We start from the raw sequence: 18,421 nt of genomic DNA, 5'->3' as shown, positions 1-18,421 counted from the left end.
TTCACGCTTCACCGCGTTAGGGCATACGCATTGCTTACTACGAGAGACGCGCTTGCAAACCTCTTTCGCTTATGCCCGCCGCATGAATCAATATGACCTCGTCAGCGCCATTCAATGTCTGCAACAAGAGCTCGACACGTCGCTTTTGAGCGACAAACAGTGCGCGGTTCGGATTTACACGCTGATTAAACAGATCGAAGCCGCCTCGATAATGGACGATCGCCTGAAACACGATCTGATGATGGTCGAATCTCTTCTGATATTGAAACGGCGGCAGCAAGCACTCGATCGGCTCAGGAGCGCGGTGGTAGCCACGTATCTGCGCGCATGATCGGAATTGTCTAGTGGTCCGTGGCGGGGGGAGGCGTCTAAGCGGCGATGCGCGCCGAGACGATCCCTCTCGCGCCGGAAAGCACGCGCTTGCATACGCGTTCGAACTCGCCCGCGCCCTCGTGCGTGCTCACGAGGCCCGCCGCGCCCGCGCGCTGCGTCTCGGCAAGCGTGTGAGCGTGGGTTGCGTTGGTAAAAACAACGACCGGCGTATCCGGACACGCCAGGCGCACCTCGCGCAAAAACGCGAAGTCGTCGGCGGGCGAGCCTTCCATGCTGCAGCTCAGCACGATTACGTCGTAGCTCGTCGTCTTCAGCCTCGCGAGCAATCTATCGACGTTCCTGACGCACGCCGACACCCGAAACCGGTCACTCGACTCGAACCAGCTTTGCAGCCTATGTAAAACGACCGCGATCGTCGGCAAAGGTCGATCTGTGGCGTTGCCCTTCGTCGTGCAAGTAACCGGCGCCGCAAGCGTCGCGCTCGCTGCGCCGCGTCCACAATCCGCTCGACTATCTGGAGACAGCCCGATGAGCCTGTAACTCTACGCACATCCGTTTTACTCTTACTGTCAGAAAGTTTTGGTGGCGTTCTCCTCTCGACGTGCTTGACCTGTTTGCGTTGCATTTGCCGGAGCTGTCAACGCGGATGGCAGCCCCGGCGGTGGCCCGCTATCTGCAAGGTTGAACGTTGGCAGAGCGCTCGGGCAGTGAAATCCGGTGAGCACGTCGCTCGTGAGCGGATTTGCGACGCTCCCCGCGCTGGAGATATCGAGCGCGGCCTTACGGCCGTCGAAGTCGAACACCGCGCGCGTGCGGCCGAGCGTGGCGGTCTGCACGATCTGCCCGCGGCGCATCAGACGCATAAGGGCCCAAGGGCCGTCTGCGGCAATCGTCGATGTGTCCGCGCCGACCCGCGGGTTTGCCGTCAGTTCTACATGCACGCCGCCGCGCGGCCCCGGCCAGGAGAACTTCAGCGGCGTCACCGGACCGTGTTGATATTGTGTGCTTTGCCCGTCGATGTCGATGAGCAGGCCCAATATCGTCGGATCCAGTTCCGGGACGCGCAATTCGGCCTTCCACGCAAGCTGCTTGCCCTGATCGCCGAAAAAGACCTGACGGATGGCCTGTGCCTGCTGGAACGGTTCAAGGCTCGGTCCCTGCACCGGCTCGGTTGAACCCGGCAAGGTTCTGTAGCGCCATGGCTGGGAAGATGTGTCGACGAAGGGAGCGAGGTTCTTCGTGAAGAAATCGTCGATCAGGCCGCCTTGCGCAAATACGCGCGTGAAATCCTCGATGCTGATGTCGCGTTTGCTATCGGGCGCAAATGGATAGTTGCCTTCCACAGCGAGGCGGCATGCATCGCCGACCACCGCTTGCGTCTGACGCGACAGCAATTGACCGACACCGCCATTCACGTCGCGCGAGCCTTGGGCAGCAAGCTTCAACAAGACCTCGCGAAACGGCGCGGGCATCGTCGCCGCGGCCATCTTCAGCTTGGCCGAGGCATCGCTCGGCGGCGGAAGGCCGTTATTGACCAGCGCATTGTCGGCGATCGTGAGCGCCGTATAAGTCTCGCTGAGCAGGGTCGCCAGGTTATCGAGGCCGACCTTGCCGGCGGATGCAGCGGCCGTTTGTCCTTCCTGCGCCGCTTGCGTGTTGCCCGTGACGATTTCACGCAGCGGAGAAAAGCGGTTATCGACCAGTTCGCGTTCGACGCGTTCTTGCGCGCGAATACCGAGCAACTTTGCTTTCTCGTCGAGCTTGCTCGCCGCCTTGTCGATGAGCGTACCGCTGGTGCCAGTGATCTTTTGTGTCAGCGTGGTTTCGCGTGCCGCTGCGCGGGCGAGACGCGCCAGCGGCGAATCGGGAGCCGCGAACGCGCGCAGGACCTGCAGATTGAACGCAAGGGTCGACCCCGTGATCGGCCGGATATCCGCAAGGAAGGCGTCCCACTGCAGCGCGTACTCGGTCAGATACAGCCGCCGGATGGCGTCGGTCAAAGCGTCGTCCACGTCTGCGGCGGCACGCGCGATCTCAAGCGTTTTTTTTTGAGCTGTTTCGAGTCCGCCATCCGGCCAGCTCGAAAGATAGGCGCGGCCCATGACCCATGCGTCGTCATCGCGCGCTGCGCGTACGAATTCCGTCAGACGCTTATCGAACACGTTGCGATAACCGTCGAAGGTAAAAAGCCCGGGCACGCCGCGCGAGAGCGGATCACCGCTTGCGCGGGTGAACACTGTTCCGGCTTGCGGGCCGACCGCGCGCAAGAGCGTGAAATCGTCGGGCGCGTCCTGCCGCATCGCGGCTTTCGCGCGCTCGTAAAGCCGCTGGGTGCCGTTGCTCGTATCGAGAAACGCGCGCGCGCGCTCGATAAGCGCATCGTTGCGAATGAGCGGCGACTGAACGATGCGCTCGCCCGAGAAGAGTTGCTCCACATGGCCAAGCATCGACGCACGTCCGCCGAAAATCGATGCGCTATCGGTGCGCGACCAGTCGTCGAACACCCAGGTCTTGATCTCCTCGGCGTTGTATTTCGAGCGATCGTGCAGCATCAGGTAGACGCGTAGCGCCGCATACGTCGTGTGTGCATCCTTGCCGTCGATGGCCTCGGTGATGACCGCCTCCATACGACGCACGATCTGGGGGAGCAGGAGATTGTCCTGAAGTGCGCGGTAGGTTTGCTCGCTCGCGTTGACGACACTGGGCGCGGCATAAAGACCATAGCGGAATCCGGTGTCCGGATCGGCCAGATCGAGGCCGGTCCAGGCGGGCAGATAGCGAGCTTCGGTCAGCGTGTCGGGAATGAGCGCTGGTTTGGGCTCGCGATAAAGTTGCGTGACCTTGGCCGTGAGCGCCTGCGCTTTTCGCGCGATGACTTGCAGATAATCACCGTTGTTGCCGAAACTCACCCGCAGTGCAAGGGCCAGCCACACGAAGAGCGACACTACAACGGCGTGCCCCAGCAAACGCAGCGCCCGTGAGCGATATTCCCAGCGCAGATTCGGCCGCACCAGATGCGATTCGGGGAGAATCACCTTCGAAAAGACATCGCGCAAGAAGTGGCTGTGAGTGCTCGTTGACGTGGCGCTGCGGATTGGCGGCGGCAAATCGAATCCGGCGGCGAGACGCTGCATGATGGTCAACCGCTCGGGCTCCGCAGGAACTCCGCCCTGAGCCGCACTCGTGAAGTACACGCCGCGCAACATCGTGTGATGCTGAGTGTTGTCGTAGCGAGAGTCGAGGAACGTTTGCGCGAGCAGGCCCGAGAGCGGCGCAATGAGCGCAGAAAACGCTTCGGGCAAAGCGGCCAACTGACGGCGGCACTTCATGTCGTACTCGTCTTCGAGGCGCGTGTTGACACCTGCGGTCAGGCGCCCCGCCAATGCCGTGAGTTCATCCGCATAGCGCATTTCGAACGACGCATCTTCGAACGGCAGAGTGAAGCCCCAGATTTGGGCGCGGGTTTCCTCGGTTAGCGAGGAGAAATATTCGCCGAAACCCGGCAATCGATCCATTTGCGTGACGATGAAATACACGGGAAAGCGAATACCGAGCGTTGCGCGCAGATCCGTGAGACGTGCGCGCAATGCCTGGGCTTCGACTTCGCGCAGGGATGCATCAGGATGGGTGAGCAGATCGAGCTTGACGGTCAGCAATGCGCCATTGATCGGCGTGCGCGGACGGCAACGGCGCAGCAAGCGCAAGAAGCCAAACCATTCGTCGGTGTCGGCCTGACGGCGATAACCGGTCTGGTCGACTTCGGCCGAGCGCTTCTCTGACAATGGTTGCACGCCAGACAGTCTTTGGCTGAAAGTGTCGTCGAAGTTATGCGTCGGCGCTGTGGGGGGTGGCAGCGAATACCCGGAGCTGCCCGGATGCACGAAGTGCCCGGCAGTATCGATGAAGACTGCATCGTTGGTCAGCCACCAGTCCACCAATGCGTCCGACGACGAACGCTTCAAACTTGCGGGCAACGGTGCATTTCCTGTGAGCACCGCAAGCCCCGAGTTGCAAACCACGCGTGTTTTGCCTGATTCGGCCGAACCCAGTGCGATGAACCAAGGCAACTGATAGAGATGGCGTGTTCCCTGGAAGAGCCGCGCGACGCCTCGTGCGCCTGTATGCATCGTCTTGAGCCGATCGAGCGCGACATTCATGCGGGCCTCGATTTCCCGCAGTCGTGGGCTGGCCGCTGACGGGCCTTTGTCGCGATCGACCGCAAGCGTCATGCGCAGGAAGTCCGGGTCGCGGCGCATCCGTTGCCAGAGCCGATAGAGGACCGACATCACGAAAAGCGCGATCACGACTGCAATCGCGATTACGCGCGCTTCGATCGGCGCGAACGGTGTCGTCTCGCCGAAGCTCAAGAGCGGTGCGGCATACCAGATGAGCAGGCAAAGCAGCGCAACGAAGACGGCGCCCATCGACCAGCGTTTGATCCAGAGCACGACGGCGCAAAACAGCAACGCAACGATCAGGACGCGCAGTGCGATGCTTTCGAGCGGCTTCAATCCGCCGAATGCGATGTACGGTCCAAGAAACCAGACGCCGAGCGCGAGCAATACCAGTACAAGCGATGCCAGGAACCCGCGCGAACTCAGAAACGATAGCAACTTCTTCATCTTTCAGTATCCGTTGTGATGCGGCGAGGGCGCGCTAGGGCGTCACGTTGATGGAGACGCGCCGGTTCAGCGCTCGGCCTTGAGCGGTGGCGTTGTCGCCGACAGGATCGGCGGCGCCTCGGCCGACGGCCTCCAGACGGTTCGCCGGTATGCCCGATGCCTGCAACATCTGCATGACCTGCGTGGCGCGCTCGAGCGAGAGCGCATCGTTGGAAGTAAACTGGCGGCTCGTTACCGGCACGCTATCGGTATAGCCCGTTACGGTGACCTTGCCCGGCACCTTGACCACTTCGCGTGCGATCTTCGCGATCAACGGGGCCATCGAGCTATGCACCGTGATGCCGCCCGGAGCGAACATCGCGTCGCCCCGGAACGTCACGCCGCTGTGACTCGCGTCTTCATCTACGCTGACCGTGCCCGCGGTAATTTCTTCTTTCAGCAGTTCGCGCAGACGAGGCAGACGTGGCGCGGGCGGCGGCGTCATCTTCCCGATATCGACGATCAGCTTTTCGACCGACGCGCCATCGGAGAGCAATTGATATTTGAACCAGCCGAAGAGCCCGAGCAGAACGACGCCCAACAGCGTGAAGCTGATCCAGACAGGGAAGTCATACACCGATAACGGCCTACATTGACGCGGAAGGCCACCGCGTGCGCTACGAGCGCGACGCGCACGGACGTGTTCAGCGGCTGACCAACGGCAACGGCGCGAGCTACGAGTTCGCCTGGGATGCATTGGGGCGATTGACCCGTGAAGTGCGCGTGGACGGAAGTGTGCGCAATCATAGTTATGATGCAGCAGGCTTCTTGCAGTACGTGAGCGTGCGCGCGGGACAGTCTGAGCGTCTCGAGATACACGAACGCGACGCATTGGGACGGCTGATAAAGCGACTAGGCGAACATAGCCGCACGGCGTATCGATACGATTTGTTGGGCCAGTTGCAAGAGGCACGGCGGGTGCCGACGACTATGGGAGAGTTGCTGGACATCGTGACCGACACGGTGCGTTTCGACTATGACGCGGCCGGGCAGTTGTTGAGCGAGCAGGGTGCGAACGGCAAAGTGCAGTATGAGCGCGACATGCTGGGAAACGCGGTTGCGGTGAGACTGCCCGATGGTCAGCTAGTCCAAACGCTGTACTACGGCTCGGGGCACGCACATCAGATTCAGATAGATGGCGAAGTGATCGCGGACTTCGAGCGCGATGCGCTGCATAGGGAGATCGTCCGCACGCAGGGAAGTTTGGCCCTGCACACGAACTACACACCGATGGGCCAGATAGCCTGGCAGCGAGCGAGCGTTCGGCACGCCGGGCAAGGCGTGCCAACGGAGTCGGAGAGCGCCTTGTGGTGGCGTAATCAGTACGACAGCCGGGGTGAACTGGTCGAGAGCGTGGATCGGTTGCGCGGTCGCACCGTCTATGACTATGACCGTGCGGGCCATTTGCTGTGGCGCAGTGCGGAGATTTCCGATATCGAGCGCTTCACGTGGGATGCTGCGGGCAATCTTCTGGACGATGAAGGCGGGGTGTCGGCCCACAAGATGGCGCCGTTGCTGGACAACCTGCTGAGGCGGTATCGGGGAATCGACTACACGTACGACGCGTGGGGACAACTGATTCGACGCAATCACCTTCAGCTTGGCTGGGACGGGGAGGGTCATCTGCTATGGAGCGACGACGGCATAGTGCGGGCGAGGTATCAGTATGACGCGTTAGGACGCCGAATCGGAAAGCGTGTGTTCGACGTGGCTCGAAAGTCGGAGCGGCACACGCGGTTCGTGTGGGAAGGCTTACGGCTCGTACAGGAGCGGGAGGGGGAGGCAAGCAGTCGCACGTATGTGTACGACCCGAAGCGGACGTATGCACCGCTGGCGCGGGTGGACCGGTCGAGCGATACGGCGAAGATGAAGGTCTTTTACTACCAGACGGATCCGACGGGCACGGCCCGCGACGTGACGGATGCGGAAGGGCGGGTGGTATGGAGCGGGAGTTATGCGGCCTGGGGCGCGGTGCGGGCAAACGTGGCGCGAAGCGGGCCGTTCGAGCAGGCGTTGCGAATGCCGGGACAGTACTGTGACGAGGAAAGCGGGCTGCATTACAACCTGTTCCGGTACTATGATCCGCATGCGGGACGGTTCATCAGTCAGGATCCGATTGGGCTGGCCGGTGGCTTAAATTTGTATCAGTATGCGCCTAACCCGATCGGGTGGATTGATCCGTGGGGGCTTGCGACTGTTGATGCCATTTTCGAAATGGCGGGAAGGGTTTTTACGGGGGTGAACCCAACTGAGCGTGTTCCGCGAATCGATGGTCCGACTTTATCGGGTATGTCTGGTCCTAATAACAGTCGCTTTGATATGCATGCAGAAATCGATGCAATGTTGCAAGCGCACGATGAAGGTCTCCGCGGTGGAAAAGGAACTTTGACTATTGAAGGTAAGGAAATTTGTTCCTTCTGCAAGCGAAGCCTAAAGAATATGGCGCAGCACTTAGGACTTGATGAACTCACTATTCATGAAAAAGCCACGGGAAAAATTTATAAATTCTCGGGAGACGATTTTAATAAAGTTCGTAACGGTGGAAAGGGTTTCAAGAACAATAGCGGGGCATGCTGACGGAGGGATTTCAGATGAAGGCTTTAAAAGTTCTGATTGACAAGGATTTCGAAGACGACGGGCTTTATGCAGTGACGCTCTGGGTTGATTCGGAGCCGCCACGGTATATTTCTATTTCTCGTGATGCGTTTGAGGAGCCAAAATTTGTATATGTAGAAGCGCAAGATCAAATTTATGGCAAAAAAACTAAAAATCTAAAGTACTCGCTTTATGACTCGGCATTGGATTTGTATTTCCTGCCGGACTCAGAGGACTGCTTTCACTGGAATAATAGTAGGAAAGTTTCGATTGAAATAGATAAAGAAGATCGAGATGCAATGCAGTCGACTTTGAAGAATATTTTTCTGATAGACGCCAGTTCTGATCATGATGCTGGTTCGGGTGGCCGCTGACGCGGCCACCCGAACGTTATTCGGCAGTGATGGTCAGAGAATCCGCACGAAATCGCCAAGGTACCGGCGGATAACGTCGCCGCAGTCAGACCCGCACGGTCAACTGCGTGACGCTCATGCTTTCGCCGCAATAGTCGGGCGCGGCATCGGAAGAAACGGCGGCGTCGCGATAAGCGGCGATGCGCGCCGAGACGATCCCTGTCGCGCCGGAAAGCACGCGCTCGCATACGCGTTCGAACTCGCCCGCGCCCTCGCGCATGCTCACGAGGCCCGCCGCGCCTGCGCGCTGCGTCTCGGCGAGCGCGTGGGCGTTGGTTCCGTCGGTGAAAACGACGACCGGCGTATCCGGACACGCCGCGCGCATCTCCCGCAAAAACGCGAAGTCGTCAGCCGGCGAGCCTTCCATGCCGCAACTCAGCACGATTACGTCGTAGCTCGTCGTCTTCAGCCTCGCGAGCAATTTATCGGCGTTCCTGACGCACGCCGACACCCGAAACCGGTCACTCGACTCGAACCAGCTTTGCAGCCCATATAAAACGACGGGGCGATCGTCGGCAAAGACGATCTCGATTTTGCTTTTGCGCTTCATTCTTTTAGACCGGCCTCGACGGACAATGCACACGATGTCCGTTGGAATTTCTTCGAGCGCGCACGTTAGCAAATCGGCAGCGTTCACGCTGCGGCGCACAACAAAATTTCTCGATTCATGGTCGATCCGTAGCGCTGCCGTTCGTCGTGGAAGTAGCCGGCGCTGCAAATGTCGCGATCGCTGCGCCGCGTCCGCAATCCGCTCGACTATCTGGAGACAGCCCGATGAGCCTGCAACTCTATGCACATCCGTTTTCGTCTTACTGTCAGAAAGTTCTGGTGGCGCTGTACGAGAACGGCACGCCGTTCGAATGGCGCGCGCTGACGCCCGAAACGCCGCATTCGATGGCCGAACTCGCCGAAATCTGGCCGATGAAGCGCTTTCCCGTGCTCGTCGACGACGGCAGCCCGGTGATCGAATCGACGGTCATCATCGAATATCTCGGGCTGTATCACGCCGGCCCGGTGCGCCTCGTTCCCGACGATCCGCGCGCCGCGCTCGAAACGCGCTGGATGGATCGTTTCTTCGACAACTACGTGTCCACGCCGCAGCAGAAGATCGTTTTCGACGCGATGCGCGATCCGCACGAGCGCGACGCGCGCGGCGTCGCCGATGCCCGCGCGATGCTCGACACGTCGTACGCGTTTCTCGATCGCAAGATGTCCGCGCGCGAATGGGCGGCGGGCGACGCGTTCAGCCTCGCGGATTGCGGCGCCGCGCCGTTCCTGTTCTATGCGGACTGGTGTCATCGCATCGCGGAGCGGTATTCGAACGTGATCGCGTATCGCAAGCGGCTGCTCGCGCGGCCGTCGTTCGCGCGCGCCGTCGACGAAGCGCGGCCTTACCGGTCGCTGTTTCCGCTCGGCGCGCCGGACCGCGACTGAATCGCCCATTCTGAAAGGAGATCGGATATGAGCACGACCACGAACTACATTCCCGCCGATGAACTCGCGCAGCGCGCGACGATGAGATTTCCCAACGAAAGCGCCGAATATCGCCGGGCGCGCACCGCGTTGCTGGCCGAGGAAATCGACTTGCGCCGGCATATCGAGCGCGTCGCGCAGATGCGTCGCGCGTTGCCGCCCGGCGGCGAAGTGACGGGCGATTATCGATTCGACGGCGAGCGTGGCGCGGTCGATTTCGCCGGGCTCTTCGGCGACAAGGACACGCTCGTCACGTATAGCTACATGTTCGGGCCGCAGCGCGAGCGGCCGTGTCCGATGTGCACGTCGCTCTTGTCGGCGTGGGACGGCGAGGCGCGCGATATCGAGCAGCGCGTGGCGCTCGCGGTGATCGCGCGTTCGCCGCTCGCGAAACTCGTCGCGTTCAAGAAGGAGCGCGGCTGGCGCGACCTGCGGCTTTTCTCCGATACGAACGGCAACTTCAGCCGCGACTATCACGCGATATCGAAGGAAGGTGGCGACGATCCCGCGCTCAACGTCTTCACGCGGCGTGACGGCGTGATCCGTCATTTCTGGAGCGGCGAGATGGATTTTTCGACCGCCGATCCGAACGAGGATCCGCGCGGCGCGCCCGATCTCATGCCGCTCTGGACCGTGCTCGACATGACGCCCGAGGGACGCGGAACGAACTGGTATCCGAAGCTGGATTACGGGCCGCGTGACTGAGCCGGTCGCTGCCGGAGGAAATCGACGAGGACGGATACAATGCCGCGGCGCGCTTTCCAACGCGCTTCCGGCCGAGTCATCCGATCCAAGTCATGAACAATTCGCCCCGGGCCTTCCTGCTGGGCCCGCTTCTCAAGAGCGTGTCGCGGTCGTTTTATCTCACGCTGCGCATTTTGCCGGCGGGCATGCGCGACCCCATCGGGCTCGCGTATCTGCTTGCGCGCGCCGCCGATACGATCGCGGATACATCGCTGATTTCGCCGCAGCGTCGGCTGGAATTGCTGCTCTCGCTGCGCGCGCAAATCAACGGTGCGCCCGACGACGGCGCGCTCGCGCGCATCGCGGGTGAGGTCGCGGGGCAGCAGGCGCAGCCGGACGAACGCGCGCTGCTCGAATCGCTCGATGCGGCGCTCGCGATCCTGCCGCAATTGAACGCCGACGACCGGGCCGCCGTGCGCGACATCGTCACGACGCTTTCCACCGGCATGGAGTTCGATCTGCGCACGTTTCCCGACGAAACATCGGGCGAGATCGTCGCGTTGCGGGAATTCGGCGAACTGGATCGCTATACGTATCTCGTCGCGGGTTGCGTCGGCGAATTCTGGACGAAGATGACGTACGCGCATATGCCCGGCACGCTGAAAGCCGCGCCCGACACGATGCTCGCGCTCGGCGTGCGCTTCGGCAAGGCGCTGCAGATGACCAACGTGCTGCGCGACTGCGCGAAGGATTTGCGCATCGGCCGATGCTATCTGCCCGAATCGATGCTCGCGCGGCATGGCCTCACGCCGCAAGATGTGTTGCGGCCCGAAACGTCGGCGCGCGCGCGGCCCGTGCTTTTCGAATTGCTGCGCACGTCGCTCGCGCTGTTTGAAGACGCCGTCGATTACACGCTCGCGATTCCGGCGAGCGCGATCCGTCTGCGTCTCGCGTGTCTCTGGCCGATCATGATCGGCCTCGATACGCTCGTCCTGCTCGCGCGCAACGAAGCGTGGCTCGATCCGCGGAAGGTCTCGAAGGTGCGCCGCAACGACGTGTACCGGATCATGGCGGCGTCGTTGCCGATGGTCGTATCGAACGGCATGTTGCGCGCGTGGACCGCGCGCCGTGTTCAGGCAATCCAAGCCGAGATCAGCGCCGCAACTCGGCCATGATGCGTTCGGCGAGAAAGTCGCACGGCGGCCGTTTCGACGCCGCGCTGCGCGCCAGAACCACTTCGAGCGTGCCAATATCGGGCAGGCCTTGCGCCGGCCCGAGCAGCGTGAAATGCGCCGGCACCGCGCATTTCGCGAGCGGCGTCACGGCGAGACCGGCTTCGGCCATCGTCAGCAGACCGAGCAGGCTCGGACTTTCATACGACGTGCGATAGCCGATGCGCGCGCGCTCCAGGCTGCGGATCGCGTTTTCGCGCGCGACGCTGCCCGGCAAAAACACGGCGATGGGCAAGGGCCGCTCCTTCCAGATCTCGGTGCCGGGCGCGGCGGCCCAGACCATCGGCTCGTGGCGGAGAAATTCGCCCGACAAACCCTTCACGCGCGTCGCGCAGACAAGATCGACCGAGCCGTCTTTCACCATCGGCGCGAGCGCGACGCTCGGCAGGCCGACCACCTGAATCTCGACTTTCGGATACGTCGCCGAGAATTTCTTGAGGATCGGCGGAAAAAGCGACGACGCGTAATCGTCCGGCACGCCGATCACCACGCGTCCCGTCACGTCCGGCCGTACGACCGCCGCCCATGCCTCGTCGCGCAGCGCGATCATGCGCCGCGCGTAGGTGAGGAGCACTTCGCCGTCCTGCGTCGGCACCACGCTGCGCGGCTTGCGCACGAACAGCGCCTTGCCCAGCGCGGTTTCCAGCGTCTTGATCTGCATGCTGACCGCCGACTGCGAGCGATGCACGAGCTCCGCCGCGCGGCTGATGTTGCCGGTATCCGCGACGGCGATGATCATCGAAAGGACGTCCAGATCGAGCGCTTTCATGGTGAGCGACCGGTTGCTATCAGAAATTCTGAACGATTCTATCAAAATTATGCGTTTTTCTTTTGCTTTGCCGCGGCGCATAGTCGCATCCAAGGAGCTAACTCATGAACGCGCGAACCGATCTCTCCGTCCTCACTGTCGTGCAAGGTCTGCCTGAACCGTCGTTTGCCACGACGAAATCGGGCATTTCCGTGCCGTATGTCGAGTGCGGCGAGGGCGAGCCGCTCGTTCTCGTGCATGGCTCGCTGTGCGATTACCGCTACTGGGACGCGCAGATTCTGTCGCTCGCGAAGCATTTCCGCGTGATCGCGCCGAGCCTGTCGCATTACTGGCCCGCCGTCGATGCTTTCGTGCAAGGCGAATTCGGCTGGGAAGCGCATGTCGCGGAAATGGCGGAGTTCATCGAGGCGCTCGATCTCGCGCCTGTGCATCTCGTCGGGCATTCGCGCGGCGGCTGCGTCGCGTTTCATCTGGCGCGCGAGTATCCACGGCTCGTGAAGACGCTCACGCTCGCCGATCCGGGCGGTCCGCTGCAAACCTCGCCGCAGGCCACGCCCGCCAGGCTGCCGCCCGCGACCAACGCGCTGCGCACGCGCGTGGCCGAGCTGATCGAACAGGGCGAATTCGACCGCGGCCTCGAAATGTTCGTGGATTCGGTCAGCATGCCGGGCTTTTGGAAGAAGAGCACGGAGAGCTTCCGTCGCATGGCGCTGGATAACGCGCTCACGCTGCCGAAGCAATTCCGCGATCCGCTGCCCGCATACACGCGCGAAGCGGCGCGCGACATCAAGTGCCGCACGCTGCTGATCGACGGCGAGAAAAGCCCGCGCATGTTCCGCAACAACGTCGAGAAGCTCGAAGAGTGGATCGAGTTCGCGGAGCGTCAGACGATCGCGCGCGCATCGCACGGCATGAACGTCGCGAGTCCCGGCGCGTTCAATCGCGCGGTGCTGGCATTCGCCGGCGCATGGTGAGCCGAAAGCGGCTCACTGCAGCTTCCAGATGTTCGCTGCGATCGTGCCTTCGTCGTTGAACACGTTGATGATGTCGGGCACGTCGCTGATCGGCACGTTGTTCACGATCAGCGCGAACGCGAGCCTTCGTCCGCTTTTCGCGTCGATATAACCCGCGAGCGCCTGACCTTTGAGCGTGGTCGTCGCGGTGCCGTCGGGGTTTTCGATGCCGGTCACGTACGTTCCCGTCTTCGCGTACACCTTGCCTTTCGCGCCCGCGAGCGTCGGATCGGCTTCGAAGTCGGTCGTGCTCGCGAGCGAGCCGTCGACGCCGAGAAAGGGCATCGAATCCAGATACGCCGGGAACGCCGGACGGCCGTTCATCGCGCGCAACATCGCGATGACCGCGACCGGCGTCGCCGTCGTTTCGCCGCCGCCGCTGCCGTCGATGAAATGCGTCTGGCTCATCGGCACGTTGAACGGCGCGGCGGATAGCTTCGCGTTCTCCGCCGCGAGCGCCGACTGAAGCGTGGTCGAACCGTTGTTCGCGACGCCGAAGAGCATGAGGCTCGTGTCCGCGCCGATGTTGTAGCTGACCTTCAGAATCCACTTCGAATATTCGCTGTACGGCTGCGATGTGAGCTGCGCGACGCGCGTATCGGCGGAATATGAATTCTTCGCGGGCAGAAGTTGCGTCGGGTTGTTTTCGACAGCCGGCGCCGTGACCCTCACGCCGGCGCGCGCGAGCGCCTCGATGAGCACCGTGCGCGCATAGTTCTGCGGCGCGGTGATGCGGAACGTGCGGATGACCGGGAAATTCGGCACGATCGGCGGCACGTAATTCGCCGGAATCGAACCGCCGATCGTGCCGGTGCAGGCAAGCGAGCCGAAGCAGGTCGGGTCCGTCGGCGTGACGGTGATTTTCGCCTCGGTGCCCGCCGCCGCTGTCATCAACGTGGATTGCACCGTGAACGCCGATGATTTCGGCCGATAGTCCACCGGCGTCGCCGAGCCGGCGCTGCCCTGCGAGATGATCGTATCGACGACATCGTCATTCACGAAGATCGACCGCAATTGAAATTCGCCGCGAAAGTCGAAGGGTTCGAAAAGCCGATCGTCGATGACGACTTCGCCGTTGACCTGCTTGATGCCCGCTGCCGCCACCTGCGCCGCGAGCGCGTCGTAGCCCGCGAGCGGATCGGGCGCGGTGATCTGCGCGTTGCCGAGATTGTTCGCTTCGTTGTGGTCGAAGTTGGTCCAGGCGAGCGTGCCGTCGGCGTTCGTGCGGCCGCCCATCGAGAGATCGCCGCTCGCGACGAGCACGAGATTGCCGTTGAGCGTGCCGGCCGCATCGACGGTTCCCGTGCGATACACCGGCGTCTGAAACTGATGCTGCGCGCCGTATTGATCGAGCGCCGCGCCGAGCGAAAACACCTTGCGCACCGACGCCACATACACCTGCGCGTTCGAATTCATGTCGTAGACGAGATCGCCCGAGTTCAGATCGACGACGCGCAATGCCCACGTCGCGCCCTGATACATGGGCTTTTTCATGATCTGCGTGATGGCGTCGGGGACGGACGTATCGGTGGAATCGGAGCCGCCGCAACCGGTTACGGACGTGACGAGCGCGCAGCCGAGAGCGAGAGCGGCCACGCGTGCCGGACTTCCTGAAAGCGGGTTCATGACGCGGCTCCGATAAAGGCACATCGCGCTCCGCACCGGAGCGAACATCCATACGTCGGGACTGCTTCACAGCGCAGACAGGACATGTCGGCGGCCGCCCATCATTTCGCAGCGAGGCGGGTGAGTGAATTAAATACCTTACACGAGCCTTGTCAAGCGAGGACTATCGCGAATCCAGTGCTTCAGGCAAGCGCTTTTTGTTTGAAATCGCGAATGCTTTTCGTCTGCTTGTTGTGACGCGACAACGGAAAAAAGTTTGGCGCGGGCTAACATCTTCGGCACCTCATCGCGAAGAAGAGGACACCTTGAGCACGGCCCACGACGATCTCGATGCATGGAAACGCCGGCGCACGCTCGAACTGGCGTACGAGCTGGCCGATAGCGGCCGCTACGAAGATTTCACCGATATCGCCTATGCGCTGCAATTCGAGCGCGGCATGGCGACCGCGCAAGCGCTGATCGACGACCCCGACATGCGCCGCGTGCTGAACCAGCGTTGCGGCGACGCGCGCGAAAAGCTCGCGCCGGTTCCGGAGCCCGTTCCCGAACCGGAGGCGATCGAAGCTGCATCGGAAGCATCGAACGATCATGCGCAACTGCCGCAAGCCGGCGACTTCACGCGCGCGCCATCGCTCTTCAAGCGCGCCCTCGGCATCGTCTGGCGATCCGGCAACGCGGGCGGCCTCAATTCCGCTCCTTCCTGAAGTTTTCTTGTCGCGGGCCGTGCGCCAGCGCACGACATCACCCCATTTGCGCGCAAATGGCGGATTTGCACGACTTGAGCGCCCGTCAAAACCTTTACACTTGCAGAAGCTGAACCATAAGCCCGGACTGTGCGCGCACAAGTCCGGTGTTTGAACTTCGAGGAGGAAATGTTCGTGGCTAACGAAAAGATGCTCGCGCAAATGGCTGAGAAGGATGGTTTCATCGCTGCTCTGGATCAGAGCGGCGGATCGACGCCCGGCGCGCTGCGGCAATACGGAATTCCGGACGACGCCTACAACGGCGACGCCGAAATGTTCAAGCTGATGCATGAAATGCGCGTGCGTATCATCACGGCGCCTTCGTTCACGGGCAAGAAGGTGATCGGCGCGATTCTGTTCGAGCGCACGATGGACGGCGAAGCGGAAGGCAAGCCCGTTCCCACGTTCCTGTGGGAAGACCGCGGCGTCGTGCCGTTCCTGAAGGTCGACAAGGGTCTCGAAGCCGAAGCCGACGGCGTGCAGATCATGAAGCCGATCCCCGGTCTCGACGATCTTCTGGCGCGCGCCGTGAAGCTCGGCATCTTCGGCACGAAGATGCGCTCGGTGATCCATCAAGCCGACGAAAAGGGCATCGCCGCCGTGGCGAAGCAGCAGTTCGAAGTGGGCGCGCAGATCATCAAGCACGGTCTTGTGCCGATTCTCGAACCCGAAGTCTCGATCAAGAGCCCGGACAAGAAAGGCGCGGAAAAGATTCTGCGCGACGAATTGCTGAAGGGCCTCGACGCGCTGCCGGAATCGAGCAACGTGATGATCAAGCTGACCATCCCCGACGAGGCGGATTTCTATCGTCCGCTGATCGAGCATCCGCGTGTCGTGCGTGTCGTCGCGCTGTCGGGCGGCTATACGCGCAGCGACGCGTGCAAGAAGCTCGCGCAGAACCACGGCATGATCGCGAGCTTCTCGCGCGCGCTCATCAACGAGCTGAAGAAGGACATGAGCGACAGCGAGTTCGACAAGACGCTCGAGCAGTCGATCGACGAGATCTACGAAGCGTCCGTGAAGAAGGTCTGACGCTTCGTTACTTGTTGGCGCGTTCGGTAGGCGGCGGCGTTTGCACGACGGGCGCCGCCGCCCGAAAAATGTCCTCGCGCGTGCCGCTTTTCGGCGGATAGATGCGCTCGCCGTTGATCGTGCGCTTCGTCGCCTTCGCCGTCTCTCCTTCCGAGACGAGCTTTCTGTCCCATCCTTCCGTATACACCGCGCCCCACGGCCCGAGATCGCAGATGGTCGTGTACCAGTCGATCGACAGCGGCAGCATCTCCAGCCCGAATAGATCGCAGACGGCGTTGTTGCCCGCGTAACGTCCCATCGGCCGGCCATGCTGGCACGACATCACCGATGGCCGCGTGCCGTCGATCAGTATGCGCGCGCAATCGCCCGCCGCGAACACGCCCGGCACGCCTTCCGCGCGCAGAAACGTATCGACGGGCACGCGTCCGAGCGGGTCCAGCGTGACCGGCAATTGTGCCGCGAGCGCGTTCGCGTGCATGCCGCCGCACCAGACGACCGTCGCCGCTTCGATGCGCTCGCTCGCCGCGCCATCGTGGAGCGTGAGACCTTGGCCATCGACCGATTCGAGCGTCACGCCTGGCCGCATCTCGACTTCGAGCGTCTGCAACGCGCCTTCGATGACATGCTGCGCGCCGCCCATCGATTGCGCGATCCGCGCCGAACGATCCGCGAGCACGACGCGCACCTTGCCGCGATCCTTTTCCGCGACGATCTCGCGCAGGCGCGCGGGCAATTCCGCCGCCAACTCGATGCCCGTCAGTCCCGCGCCGACCACGACCGCCGTATAGCGGCCGGGCGTGTCGGGCAGCGCGGGCAAGGTCAGCAGATGCGCCTGCAGCTTGCACGCGCCCGCGTAGGTGTCGACATCGAATGAATAGCGATCGAGGCCCGGAATCGGCGGACGCACGAGCACGCTGCCTGCCGCGAGGATCATCCGGTCGTAGCCGAGCGTCTCCGATGCTCCGTCGCGTTCGATCGTCACACGGCGATTCGCGCTGTCGAGGCTCGTCGCCTTCGCCTGAATCAGGTGCACGCCCGCGGGCCCGAGCACGGTATCGAGTTGCACGAGCGTCGGGTCGAGCGGCTGTTCGTAGTTGCGCACCCGCACGCTATGAAAAGGCACCGGATTGACGATGGCGACTTCCGCTTCGTCGGCGTGCCCGAGTTCGTCCAGCTTGCGCGCCGCCGACAGCGCGCTCCACAGACCGGCGAAACCCGCGCCAATCACAAGGATTCGTTTCAAGGCCATTCCCCTGATTAAACGATCGTTCGTGCTATGCGTCGCGTAGAGCGGCGCTCCGTTCTTGGTTATAGGCGATTCGCAAGGCGTTGGTTCTCATCGCGCGTGCCCGTATTAGTCGGGTTTTCGCCAAAAGTGATTTCGCCGTTTAGGTATTTACCCTAGGGCGTGCGATACCTAAACTCTGTTCAACGGTCGCGCACGAAGCAAACAAGGCAGCGTGAGCGGCAACTCAAAACTTATGGATGGAGGAAAGCATCATGAACAAGTTCATCGGTATCGCAGCGGTCGCTCTTGCTTTTGCCGCGCCGGTCGCATCGTTCGCGCAGTCGAATCAGCCCTTGACGCGCGCCGAAGTCCGCGAGCAAATCGTGCAATTGGAAAAGGCCGGTTATAACCCGAACGTCATCAGCGATTCGAAGTATCCCGCCGACGTTCAAGCTGCCGAAGCGCGCGTCGCCGCGCAAAACGGATATGGCGGTGTGGCGGATGGTTCAGCGCAATCGGGCGCTCGCGTCAACGCGGTTCAAGCCGACGTTTTCCCGACGTTCGCGCATCACTGAGCAGCAAGCAGCAAGCCGCAAGCCGCATCACGAAACGCGCTGGT

Annotated in this window: 16 protein-coding genes and 1 pseudogene; 10 read left to right on the top strand and 7 right to left on the bottom strand. The window is 62.0% G+C overall.

The window, feature by feature from the left end; all coding sequences use genetic code 11:
* Nucleotides 1-52: 52 nt before the first annotated feature.
* Complete coding sequence (locus tag NCS67_RS23605) at nucleotides 53-331, top strand: hypothetical protein (RefSeq protein WP_250436873.1); 279 nt, start codon at nucleotides 53-55, stop codon at nucleotides 329-331.
* A gap of 37 nt (nucleotides 332-368) precedes the next feature.
* Here the strand turns inward: NCS67_RS23605 and NCS67_RS23600 are convergent, their stop codons facing one another.
* The 3 genes and pseudogenes from NCS67_RS23600 to tssL form a co-directional block, all read right to left on the bottom strand.
* Nucleotides 369-755, bottom strand: a complete 387-nt coding sequence (locus NCS67_RS23600) for a response regulator (protein ID WP_284504146.1) — start codon at nucleotides 753-755, stop codon at nucleotides 369-371.
* A gap of 147 nt (nucleotides 756-902) precedes the next feature.
* Nucleotides 903-4,955 (bottom strand): type VI secretion system membrane subunit TssM, encoded by a 4,053-nt coding sequence (gene tssM / locus NCS67_RS23595; RefSeq protein WP_250436872.1) that lies wholly within the window; start codon nucleotides 4,953-4,955, stop codon nucleotides 903-905.
* A gap of 34 nt (nucleotides 4,956-4,989) precedes the next feature.
* Nucleotides 4,990-5,574 (bottom strand): annotated as a pseudogene (tssL, locus tag NCS67_RS23590) (type VI secretion system protein TssL, long form); the annotation flags it as partial.
* Between the two features lie 32 nt (nucleotides 5,575-5,606).
* Here tssL and NCS67_RS23585 point away from each other — a divergent pair.
* A complete protein-coding gene (locus tag NCS67_RS23585) occupies nucleotides 5,607-7,571 on the top strand; it encodes an RHS repeat-associated core domain-containing protein (protein ID WP_250436871.1) in 1,965 nt (654 codons plus the stop codon).
* Nucleotides 7,572-7,585: 14 nt separating this feature from the next.
* Nucleotides 7,586-7,963: a hypothetical protein gene (locus NCS67_RS23580; protein WP_250436870.1), complete on the top strand. Its 378-nt coding sequence runs from the start codon at nucleotides 7,586-7,588 to the stop codon at nucleotides 7,961-7,963.
* 85 nt (nucleotides 7,964-8,048) lie between these two features.
* On the opposite strand, the gene NCS67_RS23575 is transcribed toward NCS67_RS23580, so the two are convergent.
* Entirely contained in the window at nucleotides 8,049-8,552 is a 504-nt protein-coding gene (locus tag NCS67_RS23575; protein ID WP_250436869.1) for a response regulator, read from the bottom strand.
* Between the two features lie 224 nt (nucleotides 8,553-8,776).
* Between NCS67_RS23575 and NCS67_RS23570 the strand changes: the two genes are divergently transcribed.
* The 3 genes from NCS67_RS23570 to NCS67_RS23560 all read left to right on the top strand — a co-directional run bounded on the left by NCS67_RS23570 (nucleotide 8,777) and on the right by NCS67_RS23560 (nucleotide 11,334).
* Nucleotides 8,777-9,436 carry a glutathione S-transferase family protein gene (locus NCS67_RS23570; protein WP_008348990.1) on the top strand — a complete coding sequence of 220 codons (660 nt, stop codon included), beginning with the start codon at nucleotides 8,777-8,779 and terminating at the stop codon, nucleotides 9,434-9,436.
* A 27-nt stretch (nucleotides 9,437-9,463) separates the two neighbouring features.
* Complete coding sequence (locus tag NCS67_RS23565) at nucleotides 9,464-10,180, top strand: DUF899 family protein (RefSeq protein WP_250436868.1); 717 nt, start codon at nucleotides 9,464-9,466, stop codon at nucleotides 10,178-10,180.
* A gap of 92 nt (nucleotides 10,181-10,272) precedes the next feature.
* Nucleotides 10,273-11,334: a phytoene/squalene synthase family protein gene (locus NCS67_RS23560; protein WP_008348985.1), complete on the top strand. Its 1,062-nt coding sequence runs from the start codon at nucleotides 10,273-10,275 to the stop codon at nucleotides 11,332-11,334.
* Here the strand turns inward: NCS67_RS23560 and NCS67_RS23555 are convergent.
* Nucleotides 11,312-12,160 carry a LysR substrate-binding domain-containing protein gene (locus NCS67_RS23555; protein WP_008348983.1) on the bottom strand — a complete coding sequence of 283 codons (849 nt, stop codon included), beginning with the start codon at nucleotides 12,158-12,160 and terminating at the stop codon, nucleotides 11,312-11,314. The genes NCS67_RS23560 and NCS67_RS23555 overlap by 23 nt on opposite strands.
* 104 nt (nucleotides 12,161-12,264) lie before the next feature.
* Between NCS67_RS23555 and NCS67_RS23550 the strand changes: the two genes are divergently transcribed.
* Nucleotides 12,265-13,134: an alpha/beta fold hydrolase gene (locus tag NCS67_RS23550; RefSeq protein WP_250436866.1), complete on the top strand. Its 870-nt coding sequence runs from the start codon at nucleotides 12,265-12,267 to the stop codon at nucleotides 13,132-13,134.
* Nucleotides 13,135-13,146: 12 nt separating this feature from the next.
* Here NCS67_RS23550 and dacB read toward each other — a convergent pair whose 3' ends face one another.
* Nucleotides 13,147-14,799, bottom strand: coding sequence for a D-alanyl-D-alanine carboxypeptidase/D-alanyl-D-alanine endopeptidase (gene dacB / locus NCS67_RS23545; RefSeq protein WP_250436864.1), 1,653 nt, complete (start codon nucleotides 14,797-14,799; stop codon nucleotides 13,147-13,149).
* 305 nt (nucleotides 14,800-15,104) lie between these two features.
* Here dacB and NCS67_RS23540 point away from each other — a divergent pair, with 305 nt between their 5' ends.
* Nucleotides 15,105-15,503 (top strand): hypothetical protein, encoded by a 399-nt coding sequence (locus NCS67_RS23540; protein WP_250436863.1) that lies wholly within the window; start codon nucleotides 15,105-15,107, stop codon nucleotides 15,501-15,503.
* Nucleotides 15,504-15,677: 174 nt separating this feature from the next.
* The gene (locus tag NCS67_RS23535; protein WP_008348976.1) at nucleotides 15,678-16,574 is read left to right on the top strand and encodes a fructose bisphosphate aldolase; all 897 of its coding nucleotides are present in this window, start codon (nucleotides 15,678-15,680) and stop codon (nucleotides 16,572-16,574) included.
* A 7-nt stretch (nucleotides 16,575-16,581) separates the two neighbouring features.
* Here NCS67_RS23535 and NCS67_RS23530 read toward each other — a convergent pair whose 3' ends face one another.
* Nucleotides 16,582-17,817 (bottom strand): NAD(P)/FAD-dependent oxidoreductase, encoded by a 1,236-nt coding sequence (locus NCS67_RS23530; protein ID WP_175982613.1) that lies wholly within the window; start codon nucleotides 17,815-17,817, stop codon nucleotides 16,582-16,584.
* A gap of 257 nt (nucleotides 17,818-18,074) precedes the next feature.
* Between NCS67_RS23530 and NCS67_RS23525 the strand changes: the two genes are divergently transcribed.
* Nucleotides 18,075-18,377, top strand: a complete 303-nt coding sequence (locus NCS67_RS23525; protein WP_033536520.1) for a DUF4148 domain-containing protein — start codon at nucleotides 18,075-18,077, stop codon at nucleotides 18,375-18,377.
* Nucleotides 18,378-18,421: the final 44 nt, after the last annotated feature.

This window comes from Caballeronia sp. ATUFL_F2_KS9A (genome assembly GCF_023630765.1).
Classification (GTDB): Bacteria; Pseudomonadota; Gammaproteobacteria; order Burkholderiales; family Burkholderiaceae; genus Caballeronia; species Caballeronia zhejiangensis.
Note: the sequence above shows the minus strand (reverse complement) of the source record. Positions and strands in the feature narration are given on the sequence as shown.